General features: G+C 64.7%; 20 protein-coding genes. 12 read left to right on the forward strand and 8 right to left on the reverse strand.

The annotated features are described in order from the left end of the window. Nucleotides 1-251 precede the first annotated feature (251 nt). The 4 genes from OU998_RS10070 (at nucleotide 252) to OU998_RS10085 (ending at nucleotide 4345) form a co-directional block, all read left to right on the forward strand. Entirely contained in the window at nucleotides 252-1892 is a 1641-nt protein-coding gene (locus OU998_RS10070) for a Mu transposase C-terminal domain-containing protein (protein ID WP_267513285.1), read from the forward strand. Next, a complete protein-coding gene (locus OU998_RS10075) occupies nucleotides 1889-2788 on the forward strand; it encodes a TniB family NTP-binding protein (RefSeq protein WP_267513287.1) in 900 nt (299 codons plus the stop codon). The genes OU998_RS10070 and OU998_RS10075 overlap by 4 nt, the downstream gene beginning before the upstream one ends. Further along, nucleotides 2785-3852 (forward strand): TniQ family protein, encoded by a 1068-nt coding sequence (locus OU998_RS10080; protein WP_267513289.1) that lies wholly within the window; start codon nucleotides 2785-2787, stop codon nucleotides 3850-3852. The genes OU998_RS10075 and OU998_RS10080 overlap by 4 nt, the downstream gene beginning before the upstream one ends. 148 nt (nucleotides 3853-4000) lie before the next feature. Next, nucleotides 4001-4345, forward strand: coding sequence for a hypothetical protein (locus OU998_RS10085; protein WP_267513290.1), 345 nt, complete (start codon nucleotides 4001-4003; stop codon nucleotides 4343-4345). Nucleotides 4346-4713: 368 nt separating this feature from the next. Here the strand turns inward: OU998_RS10085 and OU998_RS10090 are convergent, their stop codons facing one another. Further along, entirely contained in the window at nucleotides 4714-5574 is an 861-nt protein-coding gene (locus tag OU998_RS10090) for a DNA adenine methylase (protein WP_267513292.1), read from the reverse strand. 61 nt (nucleotides 5575-5635) lie between these two features. Then, a complete protein-coding gene (locus OU998_RS10095; protein WP_267513294.1) occupies nucleotides 5636-7168 on the reverse strand; it encodes a hypothetical protein in 1533 nt (510 codons plus the stop codon). A 245-nt stretch (nucleotides 7169-7413) separates the two neighbouring features. On the opposite strand from OU998_RS10095, the gene OU998_RS10100 reads away from it, so the two are divergent. Together OU998_RS10100 and OU998_RS10105 are read left to right on the forward strand one after the other, a co-directional pair. Next, nucleotides 7414-9084, forward strand: coding sequence for an MFS transporter (locus tag OU998_RS10100; RefSeq protein ID WP_267513296.1), 1671 nt, complete (start codon nucleotides 7414-7416; stop codon nucleotides 9082-9084). Between the two features lie 91 nt (nucleotides 9085-9175). Beyond that, on the forward strand, nucleotides 9176-12556 hold the full coding sequence (locus tag OU998_RS10105) for a hybrid sensor histidine kinase/response regulator (RefSeq protein WP_267513298.1): 3381 nt from the start codon (nucleotides 9176-9178) through the stop codon (nucleotides 12554-12556). Here the strand turns inward: OU998_RS10105 and OU998_RS10110 are convergent. Further along, a complete protein-coding gene (locus tag OU998_RS10110) occupies nucleotides 12553-13167 on the reverse strand; it encodes a response regulator transcription factor (RefSeq protein ID WP_267513300.1) in 615 nt (204 codons plus the stop codon). The genes OU998_RS10105 and OU998_RS10110 overlap by 4 nt on opposite strands. Nucleotides 13168-13348: 181 nt before the next feature. Between OU998_RS10110 and OU998_RS10115 the strand changes: the two genes are divergently transcribed. The 3 genes from OU998_RS10115 (at nucleotide 13349) to OU998_RS10125 (ending at nucleotide 16463) form a co-directional block, all read left to right on the forward strand. Beyond that, on the forward strand, nucleotides 13349-13501 hold the full coding sequence (locus tag OU998_RS10115) for a hypothetical protein (protein WP_267513302.1): 153 nt from the start codon (nucleotides 13349-13351) through the stop codon (nucleotides 13499-13501). Nucleotides 13502-13503: 2 nt separating this feature from the next. Further along, entirely contained in the window at nucleotides 13504-15456 is a 1953-nt protein-coding gene (acs, locus tag OU998_RS10120) for an acetate--CoA ligase (protein ID WP_267513303.1), read from the forward strand. A 98-nt stretch (nucleotides 15457-15554) separates the two neighbouring features. After that, nucleotides 15555-16463, forward strand: coding sequence for an SDR family NAD(P)-dependent oxidoreductase (locus OU998_RS10125; RefSeq protein ID WP_267513305.1), 909 nt, complete (start codon nucleotides 15555-15557; stop codon nucleotides 16461-16463). 19 nt (nucleotides 16464-16482) lie between these two features. Here the strand turns inward: OU998_RS10125 and OU998_RS10130 are convergent, their stop codons facing one another. The 4 genes from OU998_RS10130 to OU998_RS10145 form a co-directional block, all read right to left on the reverse strand. Then, nucleotides 16483-17241, reverse strand: a complete 759-nt coding sequence (locus OU998_RS10130) for a chorismate mutase (protein WP_267513306.1) — start codon at nucleotides 17239-17241, stop codon at nucleotides 16483-16485. A 290-nt stretch (nucleotides 17242-17531) separates the two neighbouring features. After that, nucleotides 17532-18110 carry a prephenate dehydratase domain-containing protein gene (locus OU998_RS10135; RefSeq protein WP_267513307.1) on the reverse strand — a complete coding sequence of 193 codons (579 nt, stop codon included), beginning with the start codon at nucleotides 18108-18110 and terminating at the stop codon, nucleotides 17532-17534. 146 nt (nucleotides 18111-18256) lie between these two features. Then, nucleotides 18257-19627 (reverse strand): class II 3-deoxy-7-phosphoheptulonate synthase, encoded by a 1371-nt coding sequence (locus OU998_RS10140; RefSeq protein WP_267513308.1) that lies wholly within the window; start codon nucleotides 19625-19627, stop codon nucleotides 18257-18259. A gap of 66 nt (nucleotides 19628-19693) precedes the next feature. Next, nucleotides 19694-19834 (reverse strand): hypothetical protein, encoded by a 141-nt coding sequence (locus OU998_RS10145; protein ID WP_267513310.1) that lies wholly within the window; start codon nucleotides 19832-19834, stop codon nucleotides 19694-19696. A gap of 207 nt (nucleotides 19835-20041) precedes the next feature. Here OU998_RS10145 and OU998_RS10150 point away from each other — a divergent pair, with 207 nt between their 5' ends. The 3 genes from OU998_RS10150 (at nucleotide 20042) to OU998_RS10160 (ending at nucleotide 22621) form a co-directional block, all read left to right on the forward strand. Further along, on the forward strand, nucleotides 20042-20233 hold the full coding sequence (locus OU998_RS10150; protein ID WP_267513311.1) for a hypothetical protein: 192 nt from the start codon (nucleotides 20042-20044) through the stop codon (nucleotides 20231-20233). A 161-nt stretch (nucleotides 20234-20394) separates the two neighbouring features. Continuing rightward, complete coding sequence (locus OU998_RS10155; protein WP_267513312.1) at nucleotides 20395-21612, forward strand: LL-diaminopimelate aminotransferase; 1218 nt, start codon at nucleotides 20395-20397, stop codon at nucleotides 21610-21612. Nucleotides 21613-21664: 52 nt separating this feature from the next. Next, on the forward strand, nucleotides 21665-22621 hold the full coding sequence (locus OU998_RS10160; RefSeq protein WP_267513313.1) for a glycoside hydrolase family 5 protein: 957 nt from the start codon (nucleotides 21665-21667) through the stop codon (nucleotides 22619-22621). 10 nt (nucleotides 22622-22631) lie between these two features. On the opposite strand, the gene OU998_RS10165 is transcribed toward OU998_RS10160, so the two are convergent. Further along, nucleotides 22632-24650 (reverse strand): sialate O-acetylesterase, encoded by a 2019-nt coding sequence (locus OU998_RS10165; protein ID WP_267513314.1) that lies wholly within the window; start codon nucleotides 24648-24650, stop codon nucleotides 22632-22634. Nucleotides 24651-24663: the final 13 nt, after the last annotated feature.

The raw sequence follows: 24663 nt of genomic DNA on the forward strand, positions 1-24663 counted from the left end.
GCAGGTCGATGGTGTCGCAAAACGAGCTCGCGGGTGGCACGGAATTTTCGATCCAGCCCGGCACCCCGTCGTTGATGGCGAGGCTGATACGCTCGCCGTCCTAGCTGCTGGCCCAAGGTTTTCTCGTCGCGAATACGATGCTCAGTTCGAGTCCCGTACTTTTGAGAACTTGGCAAGTAAGGCTTGACCTGCCGGCGGACTCCAGATGCTGTTCTCTGATATTGCAGAAATCTGCAAGTCGGGGGGCAGCTGTGGCCGGCAGGGTAGGGCGTGACGACGCGTCGGACGCGCAATGGGATAGGGCGGTCGCCATCAGCCAAGTTCTTGGTCCGCTCGTTGGCACAAAGACGCGGCGCGCGGATATTGACCGCGCTGCGGCGGAACTGGGAATCTCGACGTCGTCTGCCTACGCCCACCTCAAATCACTGAAGGCCGATCTGCGTCCGACGTCGCTATTGGGCGGCCGGCCCGGCCGGCCGCAGGGCAGCGCCTCGCTCGATCTTCGGATCGAAGAGATCGTCGCCGAGGTTCTGAAGCGTTCTTACTGTTCCGACCAAAAGCCAAGCGAGACCGCGGTTCTCAGGGATATCCGCGGGAAGTGCATGGCCGAAGGTCTCCTGCCTCCCGGACGCAAACTCGTCCACAGCCGGATAGTGGCGCTGGACCTCTATCAGCGTCTGCGCTCGCGGGAAGGCGAAAACGTTGCCGAAAGGGCCGCGCCTCGTCCGGGCGGGATGGTCGCGACCCGTCCGAACCAGATCTGGCTGATCGACCACACGCTGGCCGACGTGATCCTGCTTGACCGACGTTATCGCCAGCCGCTGGGGCGACCGACGCTGACGCTGATCATCGACGCCTACACCCGGATGTGCGTCGGCTGCTATGCGAGCTTGGGTGCGCCGTCGATCGTTCAGACCGCCATGGCCTTGCTGCGCGCCTTTATGCCCAAGGAAGCGCTGCTTGAGGCGGCCGGGGTCGCTTGGGACTGGCCGAGCCACGGTTTCCCCGAGATCGTGCATTCCGACAACGGCTCCGACTTCCGGTCGCTGGCGATCCGACGGGGTTTGAACACCTATGACGTCAAGTCGCACTATCGGCCAGTGCGCAAACCAAGGTTCGGCGCCCTGATCGAGCGCTTCATCGGCACCATCATGGGCGAACTTCACCTCGTGCCGGGCACGACGTTCTCCAACGTGCAGCAGCGCGGCGAATACGACAGCGACCGCAAAGCGGTCATGACGCTCGACGCCTTCGAGCATTGGGTGCTGCTCCAGATCGCTCGCTACCACAGGTCGCCGCATGCCGGTCTGGACGGCTTCACGCCGCTGTCACGCTGGACCGAGGCGACCGAGGCCGGCTTCAGACCCCGGGCGGTGCAGCCGGGTTTGGCAGAGGACCTCCTGCTGGCCTTCCTGCCGAGCGCGACGCGCAAGGTGAGCCGAACGGGAATCCAGTTCAAAAAGCTTCGCTATTGGGCGGTCTGGTTCGGACCGCTGATCCGCAAGGGGCAGGGGTCGATCCAACTGCGCTACGACCCCCGCGATATGTCCTGGATCTGGGTCTTGGCGCCGACGGGCTGGGAACGAGTCCATCTCTATCACCGCCAGGCGCCCTTCACCCTTCGCGAACACGAACTGGCAATCGCCGAAATGCGCACCCGCGCCAACGCCAGCTGGACAGAGGAGGACCTGCACGCCTTGCGACGGGAATCGACTGAGGTGATCCAGGCCGAATCCCGGGCCACCCGGCGATCGCGCCGACAGAACGAACATGCCGAACGCTCGATCGAGGCGAGTCAGGGCGTATTCGCGCTTCCCGCGCCGGAGAACGCGCCGAGCTCCGAGTTCGCAATCACGACCCTCGCGCCCAAGGCTGTTGTGGAGGAATGGTGACCGACATCATCCATGTTCCCGAAGCCGATCCGTGGCTGCGGATCGCCGCAATCCAGCGGGATCGCTGGGCGCCCAATCCGGTCAGCGACGGAGCCCTGAAACGCGCCCGTCTGGCCGTTTCGTCGGCCGGTAGGCTGCGCCCGAGGGCTGTGTTGTTCTGGGGTCCACCTAATGCCGGCAAGAGCGCTTTGCGTGAGAAGATCGTTCGTGAGATCGAACGCAACCTGTTCTTTCCCGGTCGCGCCCAGGCTCAGGTCATAGTTTCGTTCGAGGCTCCGCCAGAAGCCGATGAGGCCCGGTTCTACGAAGCCCTTCTTCAGGGTGCCCATCGATACATTCCGCCAGGGAACAACCGAACCCTGCTCAAGGCAGTGACCCTGTACTTCGAGGACGTCAGGCCCGACGTCATGATCCTCGATGAGGTCGGCAATTTGAACGCCTATACCGGGGCCCGTGGCGCCATCTGCCTGAACGCGCTGCGGCGGCTGTGCAACGTCCACAAGGTCGCTCTGCTGGGATTTGGCACCGCGACCGCAATGACCGCCATGCAGGCCGACGAGCAGCTCGAGAACCGTCTCGAAATCTTCCACCTGCGACCGCTGACGCCGCCGGAATTCACCACCTTTGTCGACCTGATGACCAGCGCCATGCCGCTGCTCCAGCCCACCGTCTGGTCGCCGACGATGCTGGAGCGCGCCTACGAGATGACCGGCGGCTATGTCGGGCGCACGGTTTACCTGCTCCATGACGCGGCGACCGAGGCAGTTCTGTCCGGCATCGAACAGATCACGCCGGAGATCCTCGACAGCGACGAGCTCGCAGAGAGCCTGGCCGCGCTGCGCCAGGCGCGAATGCGCGCCGGCAGGCGGGGTCGCCGATCTAGGGGAGACCGTTGACGCTCAAGCCCTATCCGGACGAAGCCCCCGGATCAGTCCTGATGCGCTGGGCCGCACGGGGCCGCGTAGCGCGCGCGCTGGGTCAGATCGCGCTTCAGGACGACCTTCAGACCCAGCATGCGGCGCTAATGGCCTTGCGGCAGGCGGGTGCCAGCGATGAGGTTCTGGAGCTAACCGACGCCCTGGCGCTGGACCGGCGCTGGCCCTTGCTCGCGGCCGACGATCTCGACCGCCCTGCGGAGGGGTCCGACCGGTTGGGAAAGGCGTGCGAGTTCTGTCTCGCGGAGGACTCAGCTGAAGGGCGGGATCACTATCTGAGGCAGGATTGGAGGCTGGCTTGGCGGATGAGCTGCCGACGGCACGGTTCGCCGCTAGTCGATGTCGAGACCTTCGACCTCGTCCCGGTCGTGATCGATGGCCAGCGCGAACGCCGGGTGCGGTTGTTGCGAAATTTCGAGAAAACCGTGGATCGCTTCCTGAGGCGGGCGCGGGGAGGGGGCTTCAACCGTCAAATTATCCCGGCTGCCGCGCTTTGCTTGGAGGCCGACATTGACGCCGCCCTCGATGGGCGTCGGCTTCCCGCACTCTGGTGCTTGGGGTCGGACTGGCCGCAGGCGAGGCGGTCCCTGATAGGTCTCGCCGATCTGCTACTGAGCCCCTCTCGTACCGGGCACGGACGTCTGATCCACTATGTCGCTGATGAAGGTCCGATGCCGCAGAGCCACACGCAGTTTTTCACAACAGGGGGTTTCCCTGTTTTGGGCAGCCTTTGGCAACGCCGCATCCTCGAAAGCTGTGCTCGGCTTCTGATTGATCCGGACCGATATGAACATCTGGATCAGGGACGGCGGTACACGCCCCATGCTGATCTGCTTGGGGGGGGCGGCACGGTGAGGGCTCACGGCGCTCTTGGCCGGATGGCTTCCGCCGACACGCTGAGCACCATCCTGGCGTACGCGCGGGTAGAGCAGATCGAGCGCCTCGAAGCCAACCTACCTGGAATGGCCAAGCCTCTGGCAAACCGAATACGCAACGCCGCGGCCGTCGCGCTTTATATCCCATAGGGAACTAGACGACCGCCAGCATGCGGCAACTTCGTTAGATCCTGCGGGTTTTATATAGGATAGAATATATCGCCACCACCTAGACGGCGGACTCCAGTTTTGCGAGTCTCTAGGAGTTGAAGTCAAAAAATTTGCAGGAGTCAGGGTGATGAAACCGAAAAACGGTTCGCTCCCCGATCACTACCAGACGATGAGCCTTCGTCTGCCTAGGCCGATCCATGAACGCATGAAAGCCTTGGCTTCGCGCCGCGGCTCCCGTGCGGCTGAAACCTATATCGATACGGTCGAGGCCTTTATCCGCGACCATCTGAGCGACGATCAGCACATTTTCGCGGTCGAGAACGACGCTGTGCATATCACCATCAGCACACCCGGCGCATTTGTGCGCGCGGTTCGCGAGGCCGCGAATGTCCGGCGGGTCAGTCCCAACGAACTGATCTACACGGCCGTACTGCGGGAGCTCGACGCTACGGCCGCCCAAGGCGTCGGATGATCGGAGTTCGAGTCCAGGGATTCAGGCACCTGAGTCCAGACATTCGGGAACACAAGCCGTGTCGGCGGGAGAATCCAGCGATTGGGGAAAACTGACAGCAACACCTTCGAACTTGGGCTTGCTTCGCATAATATATCTTAGGCGACAATTTCATAGCTTCGACCAAGTTGCTGTCCGCTTCGGCTCATAGTTCCTGTCCGAAAATGCTGGCCAGCGATCAAACGCGACACCCCCCGCGCCGACGCGCTGGATGGATGTTGAAGGCTTGAGGTCACGTCCGACCTCGTCATGTGCCGATGTGGATAGGCTCTGCCCAGCGAGAAGTCCTCCCCACAGGCTACTGAAAGCGCTAAACGTCAGTCATGCGATCAAGCGGCGATGCCGCGCCATGTCGAGACTGTGCTGGCTGATGCGTTGATTTTCGGGCCGTAGATCATGACTTCCGAGCCCCTGGCCACGGGGCCAGCCGAATAGTTGATACCAAAAACCTCTTGGCGGAACGCCAAGTATAGCGTTCGGATTTCGGGTTGATCGTCGTAAGACACGACCCATGGTCGATCTAGCTGCGCTATTGCTTCCGCCAATTCCGCGTGATCAGCAGGCTTGTAATGATTATCGTAAAGCTTCTCAGCTTTACGATAATATGGTGGGTCAAGATAGAATAAAGTATTAGCGGGTGTCGAGGTGCCGAGTTTCTTAATGAGCGCTAGAGCGTCCTGACCATGCAACGTCACCCGCGACTTGTAGCTAGCGAACTTTTCGATCCGGCTTCCAATATCCTTACGATTGAAGCGGGCGTCGATCTTCCACTGCCCTGCTTGTTCCTTGCCGCCAATCACTCCCCCCTTAATCACGCCTGACCGGTTGGTCCGGTTCATGTAGAGTGTCGAAAATCCGAGATCGAGAACACTAGGAGACTCTGCGCGCTGAACTTCTCGCTGCCTCCGCCACTCGTCCATGTCGAGTGGCGTGTCAGCCACCTTGCGACACATCTCTTCTGGATGATCCAGGCAGGCGCTCCAAAATGCATGCACGGATCGATTGAGGTCGTTGAGGTGGATGTGGCTTGAGTACTCCAAATAAAGCAGTGCCAGCGCAACGCCGGCCCCTCCGGCATATGGCTCTACATAGTGGCCTCCGGTCAGCCCATTGTCTTCGATCAACTGTCCCATGTAGCGCGCAAGCCGCGCTTTCCCACCGGGGTAGCGAAGGGGGGACAGGTACTGCATCGCGGATGGCTCCGTTGATCTCCCTCCCCCACTATCGGAAAAATCGTGTGCTGGCCAGCAACTACTTCTGCGCGCTAAGACTGTCATGCATGGCGCGCATCAGGGGAAACCAGCGATCCCAAATGGTGATCAATTCCTTCGGGTTTAGCACACGTTCAGGGTCATGCATGAAAGCGTGAACCTTGTTGAGGTTGTGAGCGTAGGCCGGATCGGTGGATAGGCCCTCTCGCGCATGGTTTAGCGTAATATCGATGCTCGTCGGATCAAGATGTTCTAGAACAGCCTTGATCTTGTCCTCCAGTCGGATGCCACGCGCGCTCCAGTCGGCCTTATCACGATGCTTGTGCGGCAGGCCAACGAAAGCCTTGCAGTAGGCCTCGACGCTTAGCTCTAGAAACAGCCGGATCATCATCGAGGCAGCGTTCCGCTGGTCATCAACGTCGATTTTCCGCGCCTCGGCATAGACTTGCTTGAGGCGTTTGCCGGACACGTGAAGCGTACTTTCGATGCGGGTCGAAGCCAGCGTCGATCTGTCGTTCTCGGGCTTCTTGGGCCGGCGTCCGCCGCCCCCGTCTGTAGCGGTCGATCCGGTGGCGCCCGAAGTTTCCGGCGACGCGCCTGATGGGCCAGATCCGCGACTACCCTTTGAATCTGAGCCTTCACGACCGCCTGGCCTCCAAGTCCCAGAGGCGTTGCTTGAAAAGTCACCTCCCCTACCCCCGGCGCTGCCGTTATGGTTTTGGTCTGGCGTAGGTTTCGGCTGGGACGTCGGCGGCGCTTGCTGAGCTTCGACAAGTCCAGCGATAACCCCTCTGATGAATTCAATCCGCTGCTTCAGAGATTTCACATGGTCCACGCTCTTGTCTTTCAGAGCGCCGAGGATTGCCCACATCAGCTCCCGGTTCGTAACCGGGTCTGCCCCGAAATCCACCGACCAAGGCTGTCTCCGCGTAATCGTGATCCCGATGAAGCCGAATTCTTCCGCAAAAGTGTTGAGAACGCGATCGACCGTGGTCGTGCGGTCGTCAAGTCCCAGGCGGTTGGCCAGCGGCTCGGGGTCGCCCTCCTCGCTCAGGTGCTCCATGACGACCATGCTTCGGTTTCTTGATCGCCCTCTGGCCTTAGCTGCACGATCTTGAGCGAAGGGATCCCACCACTGAATCCCGACGCCAGACTGCTCATTGGTGTGACGTCGCTCTACCCACGGTGCGGCTTCCTCAACGGAGTCAAACAGGGCGGCTCGCACGACACGCCGCGGCATTTCGACAAATCTCGCATTCAGACGCCTGTAGGCGGTCTCAAAATCCGTCCCTGACGCGAGTGCAGGATTATCCATCACTTTCAACGCAGTGATGCGGCGATTGCCTTCAAGAACCACAAACTTGCCCTGGGCTCTCGGATCAGGTGCGACCCAGAGCGGCTCCCCGGGGCTTAGGCCGACATCAAGGATGTCCTGAGCTAGTTCCAGCAGTTTCTCGCCTTGGCGTCGGACCATGGCTTGGATGCAGCTTCTTTGGTCCGGAAAGGATCCCAGGCGGAAGTTGTCCTGGTCGACGTTCAACTCTGCCAACTGGAATTCGCGTATTTGTTGCAAGTCCGCCCCCTATCCGCACCCTACGGTTCAACGTCGATTCTCACCCCGAGGATAGACGTATGATATCATCGGCAAGCCAGGTAGAACGCCAAGGCTTGGCCGCAAGTCGATTTCGCTAGGCAAGGCCCCTACTACCAAAGTCGCCCTGACGCTTGTTCGCCCGCTGCGCCACTGTCTCCCGTCAACAAGCGCCGTTCTGCGGTGTGAAAGCGGTCGAAAAGACCTGAGAGCTGGGAGGCTACGCTATGACGGACAGCGCGACGGGTGCGCCGGTCGATGAGTATGTGGTGGGTAAGAACGACAAGCTGGTGATCCTGGCGTCGTCGGTCGGCACAGTCATCGAGTGGTATGATTTCTACCTATACGGGTCTCTGGCCGCGATCATCACGGTGCAGTTCTTCTCGGGCGTCAACGAGACGACCGGCTATATCTTCGCCCTTATGGCCTTCGCCGCCGGGTTCGCGGTGCGACCGTTCGGGGCCATCGTGTTTGGGCGGCTGGGCGACCTTTGGGGTCGCAAGAACACCTTCCTGGTGACCATGCTGCTGATGGGGCTATCGACCTTCGTCGTGGGTCTGTTGCCGCCCTATGCGGCGATCGGCATCGCGGCGCCGATCATTCTGGTGCTGATGCGCCTGATCCAGGGCCTGGCCTTGGGCGGCGAGTACGGCGGCGCCGCCACCTATGTGGCCGAACATGCGCCGCACGGTAAACGCGGCTTCTACACCTCCTTCATCCAGATCACCGCGACGGCGGGCCTGGTGCTGAGCCTGGTGGTCATCCTGGGCGTTCGCGTCGCTGTGGGTGAAGACGCCTTTGCCGAATGGGGCTGGCGGATTCCGTTCCTGGTCTCGATCCTGCTGCTGGCGGTGTCGCTGTGGATCCGTCTGAAACTGTCCGAAAGCCCGTCCTTCAAGCGGATGAAGGCCGAGGGCAAGGGCTCCAAGACCCCGCTGAAGGACTCCTTCGGCAAATGGCCCAATCTGAAGCTGGTGCTGATCGCCTTGGTGGGTTTGACCGCCGGCCAAGCCGTGATCTGGTACACGGGCCAGTTCTACGCCCTGTTCTTCCTGGAACGGGTGATGAAGCTGGACGCGACCCTGGTCTATGTGATGCTGACCATCGCCCTGGTCGCCGCCTCGCCCTTCTTCATCTTCTGGGGCTGGTTGTCGGACAAGGTGGGACGCAAGCCGGTCATCCTGGCCGGGTGCCTGATCGCCGCCCTCACCTATTTCCCGCTGTTCAACGCCCTGACCCAGGCCGCCAATCCGCGCCTGGCGGCGGCCGCCGCCTCGGCGCCGGTCGTGGTCTATGCTGATCCGGCGGACTGCAACGTCCAGTTCGATCCCATCGGCAAGACGGTGTTCAACCAGTCCTGCGACGTGGCCAAGTCGCACCTGGCCAAGGCCGGTGTGACCTACACCAATGTCGCGGCGCCCGCCGGGACGGTGGCCGAGGTGCGGATCGGCGACCAGGCGGTCGTGCAGAGCTTCCGCGGCGACGCCATGACGACGGCTGATTTCGCGGCCCAGAAGAAGGCCTGGGACAAGGACCTCAGCGCCGCCCTGACCGCCGCCGGCTATCCGGCCAAGGCGGACAGCGCCCTGGTCAACAAGCCGATGGTGGTGCTGATCCTGTTCATTCTCGGCTTCTATGTAACCATGGTCTACGGACCGATCGCGGCGGCCCTGGTCGAGATGTTCCCGACCAATATCCGCTACACCTCAATGTCCCTGCCCTATCATATCGGCAACGGCTGGTTCGGCGGCTTCCTGCCGACCACGGCCTTCGCCATCGTGGCGGCGACGGGGAATATCTACTCCGGCCTCTGGTATCCGATCATCGTGGCCCTGGCGACGGTCGTGCTGGGCTTCCTGCTGGTCAAGGAAGGCAAGGACGTCGATCTGAACGCCTGATCCTGCTTTCGGGCGCGAATGAGGGGCGGGTCGTCGCGAGACGGCCCGCCTTTCGCTTGTTAAATCCCCCCTGCCCGGTTCAGATGCCGCCATGTTCAGCCTGATGATCCTCGGCCTGGTGGTCGCCTATATGGCGGTCCTGTTCGCCGTGGCCTGGCATCAGGAACGGCCGTCGACGCGGGCGCGCGGGCGGGGCCTAGGGCCGTCCGTCTATGCCCTGTCGCTGGCCATCTACTGCACGTCTTGGACCTATTACGGCGCGGTGGGCACGGCCGCGCGGGACGGGTGGGAGTATCTGCCCATCTATATCGGACCGGTGCTGGGCCTGACGGTGCTGTTTCCGCTGTGGCGCCGCATCGCCGCCGCGGCGCGACGCGAGAACGTGGGTTCAATGGCCGATTTCGTCGCCTCGCGGTACGGCAAGAGCCCGACGCTGGGCGCAGCGGTCACCCTGGTCGCCATCCTGGGGTCCCTGCCCTATATCGCCCTTCAGTTGAAATCCCTGTCGATGGCCGGGGCGCTGTTGACGGCGGGGACGCCGGTCGCCGGGTCGGAGAGTCTGACCGTCCTGGTGCTGGCCGGGGTGCTGGCGGGGTTCGCCATCCTATTCGGGGCGCGGCGGCCCGACCTGACCGAACATAACCGAGGACTGATCCAGGCGATCGGCCTGGAATCCCTGGTCAAGCTGGGCGCCCTGTTGCTGGTGGCGGGCTTTGCCCTGGTGCTTCTGGTTCAGGACGGTTCGCCGGCTCGCAGCATGGAAGGCCTGGGCGCCCTCGCCGCCGCGCCCGAACTGACGCCGCGGTTCATGGCCATCACCCTGATCGCGACCCTGGCCATCTTCTGCCTGCCGCGCCAGTTCCATGTCGCCTTCGTCGAGGGCGCGGACCCCAGCCATGTGCGGCGCGCCCGCTGGATCTTTCCCGCCTATCTGGTGCTGACCAGCCTGGCCATCCTGCCGCTGGTGGCGGCGGGCGCCCTGTTCGCGCCCTCGACCAATCCCGATCTGCTGGTTCTGGCCTTGCCGTTCGGACGTGGCGAATCCCTGCTGACCGCCGTCGTCTTCGTCGGCGGATTCTCCGCCGCGACGGCCATGGTGATCGTCGAGGCTGTCGCCCTGTCGGCCATGGTGTCCAACAGCCTGATCCTGCCCTTTCTGGCGCGGGACCGCTGGCGACTGAGAGGCGACGCTTCGGACATGTCGGGCGTCATTTTACAGGTGCGGCGCGGGGCCATTGTCGCGGTTCTGCTGCTGGCCTGGCTCTATTATCAGGCGACCGACCAGTCGCGTGGGCTGGCGGCCATGGGACTGGTGTCGTTCGCGGCCATGGCGCAGCTGGCGCCGGCGCTGTTCGGCGCGGTGCTGTGGCGCGGCGGGCATGCTCATGGCGCCCTGGCGGGGATGATGGTCGGGATCACGGTCTGGATCTTCATGCTGGCCCTGCCCCAGTTGGCGCCCGGCGCACCCTGGCATCCGCATGTCATGCTGGGGATAAAGGACCCCCTGGCTCTGGGCGTGTTCGTCAGCCTGGGGCTGAACCTGGCGGCCTATGTGGGCGTGTCGCGGTTCGCCGAGCCGCGGCTGATCGACAGGGTCCAGGCTCGCGCCTTCGTCGACCGGCTGGGCCCTGACTGGCTGGAGACCAAGCCGTCGCCGTCCGGGGTGTCGGTCAAGGATCTGCGCGCGCTTGCCGCCCGCTTCATCGGGGACGAACGGGCCGAGCGGGCCTTCGCCGCCTGGAGCGCCGAGACCGATATCCGGTTGCGTGACGCCGACCCGGCGGATGCCGCCCTGGCGCGGGCGGCGGAGCGGATGCTGGCCGGCGCCATCGGCGCGGCTTCCGCGCGGCGCGTCATCGCTGCGGCCCTGGCGGGCGGCGGTCGTGCGCCTGAGGATGTGGTGCGGATGCTCGATGAGGCGTCCCAAGCTGTTCAGTTCAGCCGCGACCTTTTGCAGACCACCCTGGACAACATCGATCAGGGGGTGATTGTGGTCGATGAGGATTTGCGGGTAACCGCATGGAATCGCAGATATGTTTCGATGTTCAATCTGCCGGTTGGCTATGTCCACGTCGGCCTGCCGATCGCCAGCATTTATCGGCTGAACGCCGAGCGTGGCGAGAGTCCAAATGATATCGACGCCTGGGTCGAACGTCGGCTAGAGGCCCTGAGCCGCCGCATTCCGCATGATCACGAGCGGCTTCAGCCCGATGGCCGGGTGTTGCGATCTTCCGGCGCCCCTATCCCCGGAGGCGGCTATGTCACCAGCTACACGGACATCACCGCCTTGCGGCACGCCGCCAGCCAGCTGGAAGAAGCCAACGAACGGCTCGAGGCGCGCGTCGTCGATCGCACCGCGCGGCTGGAGGAGGCCCGGCGCGTGGCCGAGGATGCGACGGCGTCGAAGACCCGCTTCCTGGCCGCCGCCAGCCACGACCTGTTGCAACCGCTGCACGCCGCCCGGCTGTTCATTGCAGCCCTAAAGGAGGAACCGGCCGTATCCGGTCCCGACGCCGGACCAGCCAGCCGCACCCTGGCTGTCAACGCCGACCGCGCCATCGACAGCGCCCATCGCCTGCTGACCGCCCTGCTGAACCTGTCAAAGCTGGAGGCCGGCGGCGTCAAGGCGGCGGTCACCCGCCTGTCGCTGGATAGCCTGTTCGACGAGCTGAGGCGCGAATACGCCCCGGTGGCCGAGGCCAAGGGCCTGGCCCTGACCCTGGCGCCCAGCGGCCTGTGGGTCTGGTCGGACCGGGATCTGCTGCGGTCCATGCTGCAGAACCTGATCGCCAACGCCATCCGGTATACGGATACGGGCCGGGTGCTGGTGGGCGCGCGTCGACAGGGGGAAACGGTGCGGCTGTTGGTGTGCGACACCGGGCGCGGCATCGCCGATACGGATCAGGAGATGGTTTTCGGCGAATTCGTTCGCCTGCCCGGCGCACCGGTGGACGAACCCGGCGCGGGTCTCGGCCTGGCCATCGTGCGCCGTCTGTCCAGTCTGCTGGATCACCCGCTGGAGCTGAACTCGCGCGTCGGACGCGGCTCCATCTTCCGCATCACCGTGCCGCGCGGCGTCGCGGATGCGGTTGTCGAGGTCGCGCCGACCCATGAGGTGCGACTACCTCTGGCGGGTCTGCGGGTGCTGTGCGTGGACAACGAGCCGGTGATCCTGGAAGCCCTCGACGCCCTGCTGACGCGATGGGGCGCCCGGCCGACGCTTGTGTCCGGGGTGGATGCGGCCCTGGATGCGGCGGGACCGTTCGACGCCGCCGTGGTGGACCTGCACTTGGGCGACGGGGCAGACGGATTTGCGGTCATCGACGGCCTAAGACCGCGCGGCGTGCGCCGGATCGCCCTGGTCACCGCCGACACCCGTGATGGTCTGAACGAAAGGGCCAATGCGGCAGGGGCGGTTCTGTTGCCCAAGCCGATCAAGCCGGCGGCGCTGAAGGCCTTTCTGTCGAGCTAGGCGGGATCGAGCTGTTTCGCCAGGATCACCGCCTGGGTGCGGTTGTGGACGCCGAGTTTCCGGAAGACGCTGGTTAGGTGGGCCTTGATGGTCGCCTCGGACACGCCGAGGTCGAAGGCGATCTGCTTGTTCAGCCGCCCGGCCTTCAGGCCTTCCAAGATCCGTAGTTGCGACGGCGTCAGGCTGGCGACCCGGGCCGGCAGATCGTCGTCGGCGTCGCCCTCCGGCGTGTCCGGGGCCCATCCGTCGCCGGCGAGAATGGCGGTGATGGCCTCGACCATTTGCGGCAGGCTGGCGGACTTGGGGATGAAGCCCGCGGCGCCCAGGCCCAGCGCATGTCGGACGACCGCCGCATCTTCGCTGGCTGACACCACGGCGACCGGCACGGCCGGATGTTCGGCGCGGATCGCGGCCAGACCGGCCATGCCTTCGCTGTCTGACAGTTTCAGGTCCAGCAGCAGCAGATCGACCGACCCCGCCGCCAAGGCCAGCCGGACCTCGGCCAGACTGCCGCATTCGTCAATCGCGGCGCCGGGGGCCGCCTTGTCCACCGCAGACCGCAGAGCGGCGCGAAACAGCGGATGATCGTCGGCGACGACGATACGGTCCATAAGGCGTCCTTCCCTTTTCCGGCCCTTGTCCGGCCCTTGTCCGGCATGCTGTAGGCTTGTTTCAGCGACGGCATAAGCGGTTCGACTTTCGTCGAAACTAGACGAATGGCTAATGGCCGCATACGCCTAACCGGGAAAAGGTTCCTGGCACGCTCGCGTCAGACGGGCGCTGGAGGGAGCCATGCTCATACCGTACAGCCGGGAAAACTTGATCTACCCGCTCGTTACGGCCTTTGATGGGGCCGCCGCGCCGATGTTCGTTGATGGCGCAAACGAATCTGGCGCGAGCAGCGACATGACCCGACTGATCCTGTTCGCCAAATACGGATTCTAACGATGCTGGAGACGTCTCGCGTGCCCGATTCCGACCTCTACCCTGTTCCCGCAGACTTCGCCGCCAAGGCCCATATGGACCGGCGAGCCTATGAGGCGGCGCGGGTCGCGGCCCGCGAGACGCCCGACGCCTTCTGGTCCGAACAGGCCAAACGCCTCGACTGGATCAAGGCGCCGACGAAGATCAAGGACGTTTCCTTCAAGAAGGAAGACTTCCGCATCCGCTGGTTCGAGGACGGCGTCCTGAACGTCGCCGCCAACTGTATCGACCGGCACCTGCCCCATCGTCAGGACGAGACGGCGATCATCTGGGAAGGCGACGATCCCGCCGATAGCCAGCACATCACCTATGGCCGGCTGCACGATGAAGTCTGCCGCATGGCCAATGTGCTGAAAGCCCACGGCGCCAAGAAGGGCGACCGGATCACCCTCTATATGCCGATGATCCCCGAGGCGGCCTACGCCATGCTGGCCTGCGCCCGCATCGGGGCGGTCCATTCCGTCGTCTTCGGCGGCTTCTCGCCGGACAGCCTGAGCGGCCGGATCGAGGACTGCGGTTCGAACCTGGTCATCACCGCCGACGAAGGCCTTCGCGGCGGCAAGGTCGTGCCGCTGAAGGCCAATGTCGACGCCGCCCTGGAAAAGGTGAAGGTCGATACCGTCCTGGTCATCCGCCGCACCGGGGCCGATGTGCCGATGGTCGAAGGCCGCGACGTGGACTACGCCGTAGAGGCGGCCAAGGCCTCGACCGACTGCCCGCCCGAACCGATGAACGCGGAAGATCCGCTGTTTATCCTCTACACCTCAGGTTCCACAGGAAAGCCGAAAGGCGTTCTTCACACGACTGGCGGCTATCTGTTCTGGGCCGCCTGGACCCATGAGCTGACGTTCGACTATCGCCCCGGAGAGGTCTTCTGGTGCACCGCCGACGTGGGCTGGGTCACGGGCCATTCGTATCTGGTCTATGGGCCGCTGGCCAATGCGGCGACCACCCTGATGTTCGAGGGCGTGCCCAACTACCCCGACGCCAGCCGGTTCTGGCAGGTGGTGGACAAGCACAAGGTCGAGGTCTTCTACACCGCCCCCACGGCCCTGCGCGCCCTGATGCGCGAAGGCGACGCGCCGGTGAAGGCGACCTCGCGCAAATCCCTGCGGGTGCTCGGAACGGTCGGGGAACCGATCAATCCGGAGGCCTGGCGCTGGTATCACGAGGTGGTCGGTGACAGCCGCTGCCCCATCGTGGACACCTGGTGGCAGACCGAGACGGGCGGGCATCTGATCACCCCCCTGCCCGGCGCCACGGACCTGAAGCCCGGTTCCGCCACCCTGCCCCTGCCCGGCGTCGAGCTTGAGATCGTCGATGCCGAAGGCCAGGAACTGGTCGGCGCCGTCTCGGGCAATCTGTGCATCACCGACAGCTGGCCGGGGCAGATGCGCACCGTCTATGGCGATGACCAGCGGTTCTTCGAGACCTATTTCTCGACCTATCCGGGCCGGTATTTCACCGGCGACGGCTGCCGCCGGGACGCGGACGGCTATTACTGGATCACTGGTCGGGTCGACGACGTCATCAATGTCTCGGGCCACCGGATGGGCACGGCCGAGATCGAGAGCGCGCTGGTGCTGCACGACGACGTCGCCGAGGCGGCCGTAGTCGGCTATCCCCACGACATCAAGGGCCAGGGCATCTACGCCTATGTCACCCTGAACAAGGGCGTCGAGGCGACCGAAGACTTGCGCAAGGCCCTGGGCGCCCATGTTCGTCGCGAGATCGGACCCATCGCCGCGCCTGACGTCATCCAGTGGGCTCCGGGCCTGCCCAAGACACGGTCGGGCAAGATCATGCGCCGCATCCTGCGCAAGATCGCCGAGAACGAGATCGGCTCGCTGGGCGACACCTCGACCCTGGCCGATCCGTCCGTGGTCGAGGATCTGGTGAAGAACCGCGCGGGCTGAGCAGGCCGGACTTGTGCGCCGCGCCCGGCCTCGTCAAAACCGGATCAAAGAGGCCGGTTCTAGAGCCGAACGCCTCATCCTTGGGTGGAGACGACGAGATGACGATCCGGTTTGACGGTCAGGTGGCCATTGTGACGGGCGCGGGCGGCGGTCTGGGGCGGGAACACGCTCTCGCCCTGGCGGCCCGCGGCGCCAAGGTGGTGGTCAATGATCTGGGCGGCGCGCGAGACGGCTCAGGCGGTTCGGCGACGGCCGCCGAGGCCGTGGTCGCCGAGATCGAGGCCGCCGGCGGCGAGGCCATGGCCAATGCCGCCTCCGTGACCGACTTCGCCGCCGTTCAGGCCATGGTCGCGGCGGCGATGACGAAATGGGGCCGGGTCGATCTGCTGGTCAACAACGCCGGGGTGTTGCGAGACCGCACCTTCGCCAAGATGGAGATCGAGGACTTCCGCTTCGTCGTCGAGGTCCACTTGATGGGCGCGGTCAACTGCACCAAGGCGGTTTGGGAGATCATGCGCAGCCAGAACTATGGCCGGATCGTCATGACCACCTCATCCTCGGGCCTGTACGGAAACTTCGGCCAGTCGAACTATGGCGCGGCCAAGATGGCTCTGGTGGGCCTGATGCAGACCCTATCGATCGAGGGCGCCAAGAACGACATCCGCGTCAACTGCCTGGCGCCGACAGCTCACACGCGCATGACCGAAGACCTGGGCGCCGCCCTACCGCTGGAGGCCCTGGGGCCGGAGCTGGTGACGCCGGGCCTGCTGTATCTGCTGAGCCGGGACGCGCCCAGCCGCTGTATCCTTGCGGCCGGCGCCGGCGGGTTCGAACGCGCCTATGTCACCCTAACCGAGGGCGTCCACATCACGGGCGAGGATGCGCCGGAACAGGTGGCGGCCCGTTTCGACGCCATCTCCGACCGGTCAAACGAGATCGTGCCGGAGATGGGCGCCGCCCAGGGGATGATCGAACTGACGAAGGCCCAGAAGGCTCACGCCTCCTGAGCCGCATCAGTCGGCGCGGTCAGCCGATCGCGCCGACGCAGCCTTCCGCCTCGCCGGGGTTCAGTTCCGCCTCGGTCAAGGCGATGGTCCAGCCGTGGTGGGTGTTCAGGCCCCAGCGGCGTGCGCCGCCGCCATCGCCGGCGTCACCGCCGGCGGTCACGACCACACGGCGGCCCCTCGGCAGGGCCGGCGGATCGATCTTGCCGACAGCCAGAGACGTCGGCGTCTCGCCGCCGTAACCGTCGAACACGCTGAGCATCGACCATTCGCGACGCAGGCCCATCCACCAGGCGTCCTCGGTGTTGATGGCCAGGACGGCGATGCCCTGCCCCTCGGCGGCGAAGGCCAGGGCCTTTTGCGGGTCGCGCACCATCTTGATGTCGGCGGCCGCGCCGAAGCGTTGTCGGGCGCCGTCATAGGCGCGAGTCGGCTCGATGGGAGCCCAGACCTGGACCTGAAGCCGGCCCTGGCGGGCCAGCCCCCACCCGATGATTTCGCGCCAAAGATGCTGCACGGCTTCGCCGTTCTCGGGCTGGGCCTTGGAGAGCATGCGCGACAGGACCGTCTGCTCACGGTCAGGACGAAGCTTGGTGTGGGGCCCGTTGGGGGCGTCCTTGGCGCGGCCGACGGTGGCGGCGACGGCGAGACGCTGTTCGAACAAGGCCAGGATCTGATCGTCGATGGCGTCGATCTCGGCGCGCAGGGCGGCCAGCGCCTGTTGTTCAGGAGTCAGTTCGACAACGTCAGACCAGACTTTTTGGGCGATAGAATTGGGCATGGGATTAGGCTTTCGGCAAAGGGGGATTTCGATGTGCAGGGGCGGACAGCCGCTCTGGTCCAGAGCGGTCGCCGGCGAGACTGTCAGGGACGAAGAGCGCCCGACGCCTCAGCCGGCGTATCGAAAGCCGTAAAAGCCGTAGCCGAAATAGAGGCCGGAAACCGTGCGCGAACGGTCGAAGGAAACAGAAAGAACGCGCTGGCGGGACATGGGTCCGGGTCCGGTTATGCGGATCGTTTGCGATCCGTGCGGGCTTAAAGCACGCAAAGACCGTGCGCCGTCAAGTCCTTTCAGGCGGACAAGAGGAGAAAACGCGTTTGGTTATCGCTGGAATCCTGAAGATCGTTGCGCAAAATCGACAGGCCATAGACCTCGGCCGCCCCCACGGGCGCAATGGCGGCCCGGGTCGGATCGCCCGCCTCCGCCACGTCCCGGGCGGCCCCGGCGGTGTCGAAATGTTCGATGATCTTCAGAGGCATGGCCTTCAACGTCCCCGCGCATTGGGCCAGGGCGATGGGATGGCTTTCGACCGTTCGAAGGTCCGCCATCCGCGCTCCGTTGATCCCCATCAGGGCGTGGCGGATGGGGCGCCAGACGTCGGCCAACACCTTCAACCCTGATTCACGCACCAAGGTGGCGGCCGGTTCGACCGGGCCGATGGTCGAGTTCTCAATGGGAATGAGGGCCATGTCGCACTGACCCGTCGTCAGGGCTTCCAGGGCTTCGGCGAAGGTCGCATGGGGTATGGGTTTGTCCCAGGGGCGCAGAGCCAGGCAGGCCTCGTGGCTGAAGGCGCCGAGCGCACCTTGAAAGGCCACACGGGAATAGGCGGGCGCGTCGGTCGGGCGGGGGGTGTCGGTCTCGGTCATCTTCGATCCTGCGTGGGCGCGGTCCCGATGTGATCCGGCGCCATGGCCGCTTCACGATCACAAATCATCGCCATTGCGGCGCCTGTAGCGGCCTCTGGCGACGCCTCTGTCTAACCTCGGTCAGACAGAGGCAGTCGCTGTTTTAGCTAGGCGGCCTTGGACTGGCTGACTCGCCCTGCCTTCAGCCGTTCGGCCACCAGGAAGGCCAGCTCCAGCGCCTGGTCGGCGTTCAGGCGCGGGTCGCAGTGGGTGTGATAGCGGTTGGACAGGTCGTCCTCGGTCACGGCCTGGGCGCCGCCGATGCATTCGGTGACGTTCTGGCCGGTCATCTCCAGGTGAACGCCGCCGGGGTGAACGCCCTCGGCCTCCGCGACATCAATAAATGTCCGCACCTCGCCCAGGATCCGGTCGAAGGGCCGGGTCTTGTAGCCGTTGCCGGCCTTCAGCGTGTTGCCGTGCATCGGGTCGATCGACCAGATCACCTTGCGGCCCGAGGCCTTCACTTCACGCATCAGCTTGGGCAGGCGTTCGCCGACCTTGTCATGACCGAAGCGGCCGATCAGGGTCAGGCGGCCTGAGACATTGTCCGGATTCAGGGCGTCGATCAGCGGCAGCAGATCGTCGGCCGTCATGGTCGGTCCGCACTTCACGCCGATGGGGTTCTTGATCCCCTTCATGAACTCGACATGGGCGCCGTCCAGCTGACGGGTGCGCTCGCCGATCCACAGCATGTGGGCCGAGGTGTCGAACCACTCGCCCGAACCGCCGTCCAGGCGCGTCAGGGCGCTTTCGACGTTCAGCAGCAGGGCCTCGTGGCTGGTGAAGACCTCGACCCGGCTCAGATCGGGATGGGTCTCGGGCGTGACGCCGACCGCCTCCATGAAGGCCAGGGCCTCCGTGATCTTGTCGGCCAGCTCGCGGTATTGGGCGCCGGCGGCGTTGTCGCCCGCAAAGCCCAGGGTCCAGCGATGGATGTTGTAAAGATCGGCATAGCCGCCGCCGGCGAAGGCGCGCAGCAGGTTCAGGGTCGAGGCCGACTGGTTGTAGGCGCGGATCAGACGCTGCGGATCGGGCGCGCGCTCTTCAGGCGTGAAGGCCATGCCGTTGATGATGTCGCCGCGGTAGCTGGGCAGTTCGACGCCGTCGATCTCTTCCAGCGGGGACGAGCGCGGCTTGGCGAACTGACCGGCGATCCGTCCCACCTTCACCACGGGCTTGCGCCCGGCGAAGGTCAGAACAACCGCCATCTGCAGAATCAGGCGGAAGGTGTCGCGGATATTGTCGGTCGAGAACTCCTTGAAGCTCTCGGCGCAGTCGCCGCCCTGGAGCAGGAAGGCCTCGCCTCGCTCCACCTGGGACAGTTTCGACGTCAGGCGTCGCGCCTCGCCGGCGAAGACGAGCGGCGGCAAGGCGCGCAGCTCGTCCTCGACCAGGGTCAGGGCATGGGGGTCTGGATAGTCCGCCGGCATGTGCAGGGCGGTCTTGGTTCTCCAGCTTTCGGGGGTCCAGCGTGTCATGACGCAAGAATAGGGCTTTGCGGCCGCCCAAACAACGAAAACACGAATAGATTTTGCAGCGGAGCCTTAATCCTCGGCGGACGGCGCCTTTTCTGCTGCGTCCGCCGCCTTGCGTTCAGCCTTGGCGGCCGCCTTTTCCGCCGCCTTTATGGCCGCCGCGCGATCACGTTCCTGACGTTCGAAACTGTAGTTGGGCTTGCGGGCCATGGGTGTCCTCGTGGAGTCTGTCGTTGGCGCAAGGGTGGCGGTCTGGCGCGCGCGACGCAATCAGCAATTCGCTCTGCCTTCGGATTACAGGTGCGGCGCCCGCCGCTGGGCGATGAAATTTCTACGACACAGGCTTGCGGCGCTGGCGCCGGCCGCCAGCCTTCCCATGTCCTGAATGGGGGAGAAACCAAGAGCCGGAGACGCGATATGGCGGCTTACGACCTGACCCTAGAAGAGATGCTCGCTGATCCCATCGTGCGTCGCCTGATGGAGCGTGACGGCGTCGTCGAGGCCGAGGTGCGCGGCTTGGCGGACTATGTGCGGCGGCGGCGAAGCGCTTCGTTCAATCTGAGGTCGCCCAGCCGGATCGCCGAGGAATCGCGCGCGCTCGAACCCTGACGAACCCCAGCTTCGCAAGCTTCTTGCTTCGGGCCGGCGTATTGCGGGGGCGGACACATGTTTCAGCGAGAAAACGGCTTCTGAGGTCATCTTTCTGTTTCGCGAAGCGCGCATCGGTGGCATCGCTGGCGCCCCGTAATCCTCCACCCATGAAGATCGAGATGTCCGAAGAATTCTATCGCATGAAGCGCCTGCCTCCGTATGTGATCGCGGAGACCAACGCTATGCGAGCCGCCGCCCGTCAGGCCGGTGAGGACGTCATTGATCTCGGCATGGGCAACCCGGACCTGCCGCCGCCGGCGCATGTCATCGAAAAGCTGTGCGAAGTGGCGCGCAAGCCCGACGCCCACGGCTATTCGGCGTCCAGAGGGATTCCCGGCCTGCGACGCGCTCAGGCCAATTATTATGGTCGTCGCTTCGGCGTGGATCTGGATCCCGAGACCGAGGTGATCGTCACCATGGGCTCCAAGGAAGGCTTGGCCAGTCTGGCGACAGCCATCACCGAGCCCGGCGACGTGGTTCTGGCCCCCAACCCCTCCTATCCGATCCACACCTTCGGCTTCATCATCGCCGGCGCCGCGATCCGCAGCGTGCCGACAACGCCCGACGAGCGCTATTTCGAGGCGCTGGAGCGGGCCATGGCCTACACCGTGCCGCGCCCCAAGATCCTGGTGATGAACTATCCGTCGAACCCGACGGCGGAGACGGTGGATCTGGCCTTCTATGAGCGGGTCGTCGCCTTCGCCAAGGCCAATGATCTCTGGATCATCAGCGACCTCGCCTATTCCGAGCTCTATTACGACGGCAAGCCGACGGTCTCGATCCTACAGGTGCCCGGCGCCAAGGATGTGGCGATCGAATTCACCTCGCTGAGCAAGACCTACAGTATGGCCGGTTGGCGCATCGGCTTCGCCGTGGGCAATCCCAAGCTGATCGCCGCGATGGCGCGGGTGAAGTCCTATCTCGACTATGGCGCCTATACGCCGATTCAGGCGGCGGCCGTCGCCGCTCTGAACGGGCCTCAGGACATCGTCGAGCAGAACCGCGCCCTGTATCACCGGCGTCGGGACGTTCTGGTCGACAGTTTCGCCCGCGCCGGCTGGGACATTCCCAAGCCCGCAGCTTCGATGTTCGCCTGGGCGCCCCTGCCCCCGGCCCTGGCGCATCTGGGCAGCCTCGAGTTCTCCAAGCAACTATTGACGCACGCCAAGGTCGCGGTCGCGGCGGGCGTCGGTTACGGCGAGAACGGCGAGGGTTTCGTCCGCATCGCCCTGGTCGAGAACGAGCAGCGCATCCGCCAGGCCGCGCGCAACATCCGCACCTATCTAAAGTCGATGGGCGTCAATGTGCCGCCTGGGCGCGAAGTGCCGGACGTGTGAGGGTTTGGCGGCTTCGCCAAATCCGGATCAATCGGGTCAACTGAGACGATAGATGAGACCACCGCTTCTTTTGGCCTTGGCCCTGCTGGTCACGGCCCTTCCCGCTTACGGCCAGACGCCCGTTCAGACCCATGGGGCTTTGGCGGTCGAGGGGGGCAGCGTCGTCGATTCAAGCCGGCGTCCGGTCGTGCTGCGGGGCATGTCTCTGTTCTGGAGCCAGTGGCAGCCGCAGTTCTATAATCACGACGTGGTCCGGTGGCTGAAGGACGACTGGAAGATCACGGTGATCCGCGCCGCCGTCGCCGTCGAGCACGGCGGCTATCTGGATCATCCCGAGCGAGAGACCGCCAAGGCCGAGACCGTGATCGACGCGGCCATAGCCGAGGGCCTCTATGTGGTTGTGGACTGGCATGCGCATCAACCGCATCCAGAGGAAGCAATCACCTTCTTCACCCATATCGCCCAGAAATACGGCGCGTATCCGAACCTGATCTACGAAATCTACAACGAACCCCTGCCCGAACACGGCTGGGCCGAGGTGGTTCGGCCGTACCATATGCAGGTCGCCGCAGCGATCCGGGCCATAGACCCCGACAACCTGATCGTGGCCGGAACGCCAAGTTGGTCGCAGGACGTCGATATAGCCGCAGCGGATCCCCTGCCCTTCTCCAACCTGGCCTATACGCTGCACTTCTACGCGGCGTCGCATCGCCAGGAACTGCGGGACAAGGCCCAGATCGCTCTGGATCGCGGCGCCGCCCTGTTCGTCACCGAATGGGGGACGAGCGAAGCCGACGGCGCCGGGGCCTTCGATCCCGACGAGACCCGCCTGTGGTGGGCGTTCATGGAGAAGAACGGGCTCAGCTCGCTGAACTGGACCATCGCCGACAAGCCCGAAACATCGGTCGCCTTGCGGCCCGGCGCCTCGGCGCATGGCGGCTGGTCAGAGGCTTGGCTTACACCGTCGGGTCAACTGGTGCGCGATCATCTGCGCGAGATGAACCGATAATCGCTGCGCCCTATTCGGAGCTGATCGACAGCCGGAAAGGTCCCAGGGGCAGGCCTGCTGCGTTGAACAGGTTCAACACCGGCGCATCGTCCCAACCGTATCGCACCACGGCGTCGGACGAACCGAGACCCGCGATCATCAGCGCGTCGCCTGTGACCCGGCCTTGCGCATAGCGACAGTCGCTCTCGTCGGCGTTGCACAGTTCCAGACCGATCGCCTGATCGGACCCCACGCTCCTCAAGCCCGAAGCATCGCGCAACCGGATCTGCAGTCTGTCGCCAACCCGAACGGCGGTCTCGGCCGCCGGCCCCGTCTTCGAACCCCTGCCCGCGTCGGCGTCGCGATAGATCACCGCCTGCGCCGCCTGCGCCAGACGTCGGCCCACCTCACGCTTCTGCGCCGGGTGGATGTCGTGTCGATCACCCAGGTCGATGGTCACCGCCATCCCGGCGTTCGCGTCGGCCTCGACCGCACGGCGCTGGGCGTCGCGGATCTCCGCCCAGCCGGACGGCCCGCCTTCATCCGGCAGGGCGCCGAAATCGGCCAGCTGCGCCACAAGGAACGGCAAGTCCGCCCGGCCGAAGCGCGCCCGCCAGTCGGCCATCAACTCGGCGAGATAGTCCTGATAACGATCTTGCTCGTAACCGACGTTGGACTCGCCCTGGTACCAGAGCACGCCCCGCAGTCCATAATCATGCAGGGGCGCGATCATGGCGTTCGAAAGGGTCGACAGGCCGAACAGCGCCTCCCAGGGGGCGCGGGGCGGTTGCCCGATGCGGGCGTCGACGGGACGGTAACGCCAGCCAAAGCCGTCCAGCGCCACTTCGGCGCCGTCGCCCAGCCGCAGGAAACGTGTGTTCGCCGACCCAAACACGCCGCCGTCGCCCCAGCTGTCGAGCACATTGATTGTCAGTTGGTTCCGGCCGGGTTTGAGCGCGCCGGCCGGTATGGCGTAGGTCTGGTTTCCCGCCTCGCCGATCCCGATAATCTGGCCGTTCAGCCAGGTCAGATTAATCTGGTCGACCATGCCCAGAGAGAGTTCGGCCGCACCCGCCCCAGCCTGAGCCTGAGCCGGCGTGAGGTCAAACTCCAGTCTGTACCAGACCATGCCGTCGAATGCGGCCAGGGACGCAACGCCCCACTGTTCCCAAGGCGTCATGGCCGGGACCGAGGTCCAGTCGCCGCCTTGCTCCGCCCATGGACGATCCCCGGCCGCCTGCGTCCACCAGTCCTGCCAGACGCGGCTCCAGAGCTGAACGCCCTTGCGCCGGTCGCGCGCATAGACGTCCAGCGCATCCAGGGCCGCCTCATGCCCGCCCAGCCGCCGCAGATGGTCTGAACCGATCCAGGCCTGGATCGACGATCCGCCCCAGGAGTCGGCGATCAGGCCTACCGGCACGCCTTCCGCCTCTCGTACGGCCTGACCGAAGAAGAAGCAGACGGCGGAAAATTCCTCGACGGTCTGGGGCGTCGCCGGGGTCCAGCCGACAGGATGCGCCAAGACGTCCAGCGGCGCGGGCGCGCTGTCCTTGGCCACCGTCAGCAGACGTATGATCCCATCCTTGTCGCCGGCGACGGGATCCCAGGCTCTTTGCGCATAACGGACCGGCTGTTCCATGTTGGACTGGCCGGAACAGACGTAGACGTCGCCGACCAGGACGTCCTGAAGCGTCTGCTCCGCGCCGTCGCTGCTCTTGGCGACCAGCAGATAGGGGCCGCCCGCGGGCGTGGACGGCAGGACCGCACGCCAACGGCCGTCCGGTCCTGCCTGACCTTGAGCCTTGAGTGCGCCCAGGGAAACCTCGACCTCCGCGCCGGGAGACGCCTGCCCCCAGACCGAGATTGGATGATCACGCTGTAGAACCCCATGGTCGGTGAACAGGCTCGCCATCAGCGGCCCTGCCGGAACATGGCCGGCGACCTGCCCTTCGTCCTGGCTTTGGCGGTTGGGCGTCGCCGATGCGATAGGGCCGCCGGCCAAGCCTGCTAAGATCGCACCGGCTGCGGCGCAGAGACGAAGGGTTCGCATGGGAATTTTCCTG

The organism is Brevundimonas sp. SL130 (genome assembly GCF_026625805.1).
GTDB lineage: Bacteria > Pseudomonadota > Alphaproteobacteria > Caulobacterales > Caulobacteraceae > Brevundimonas.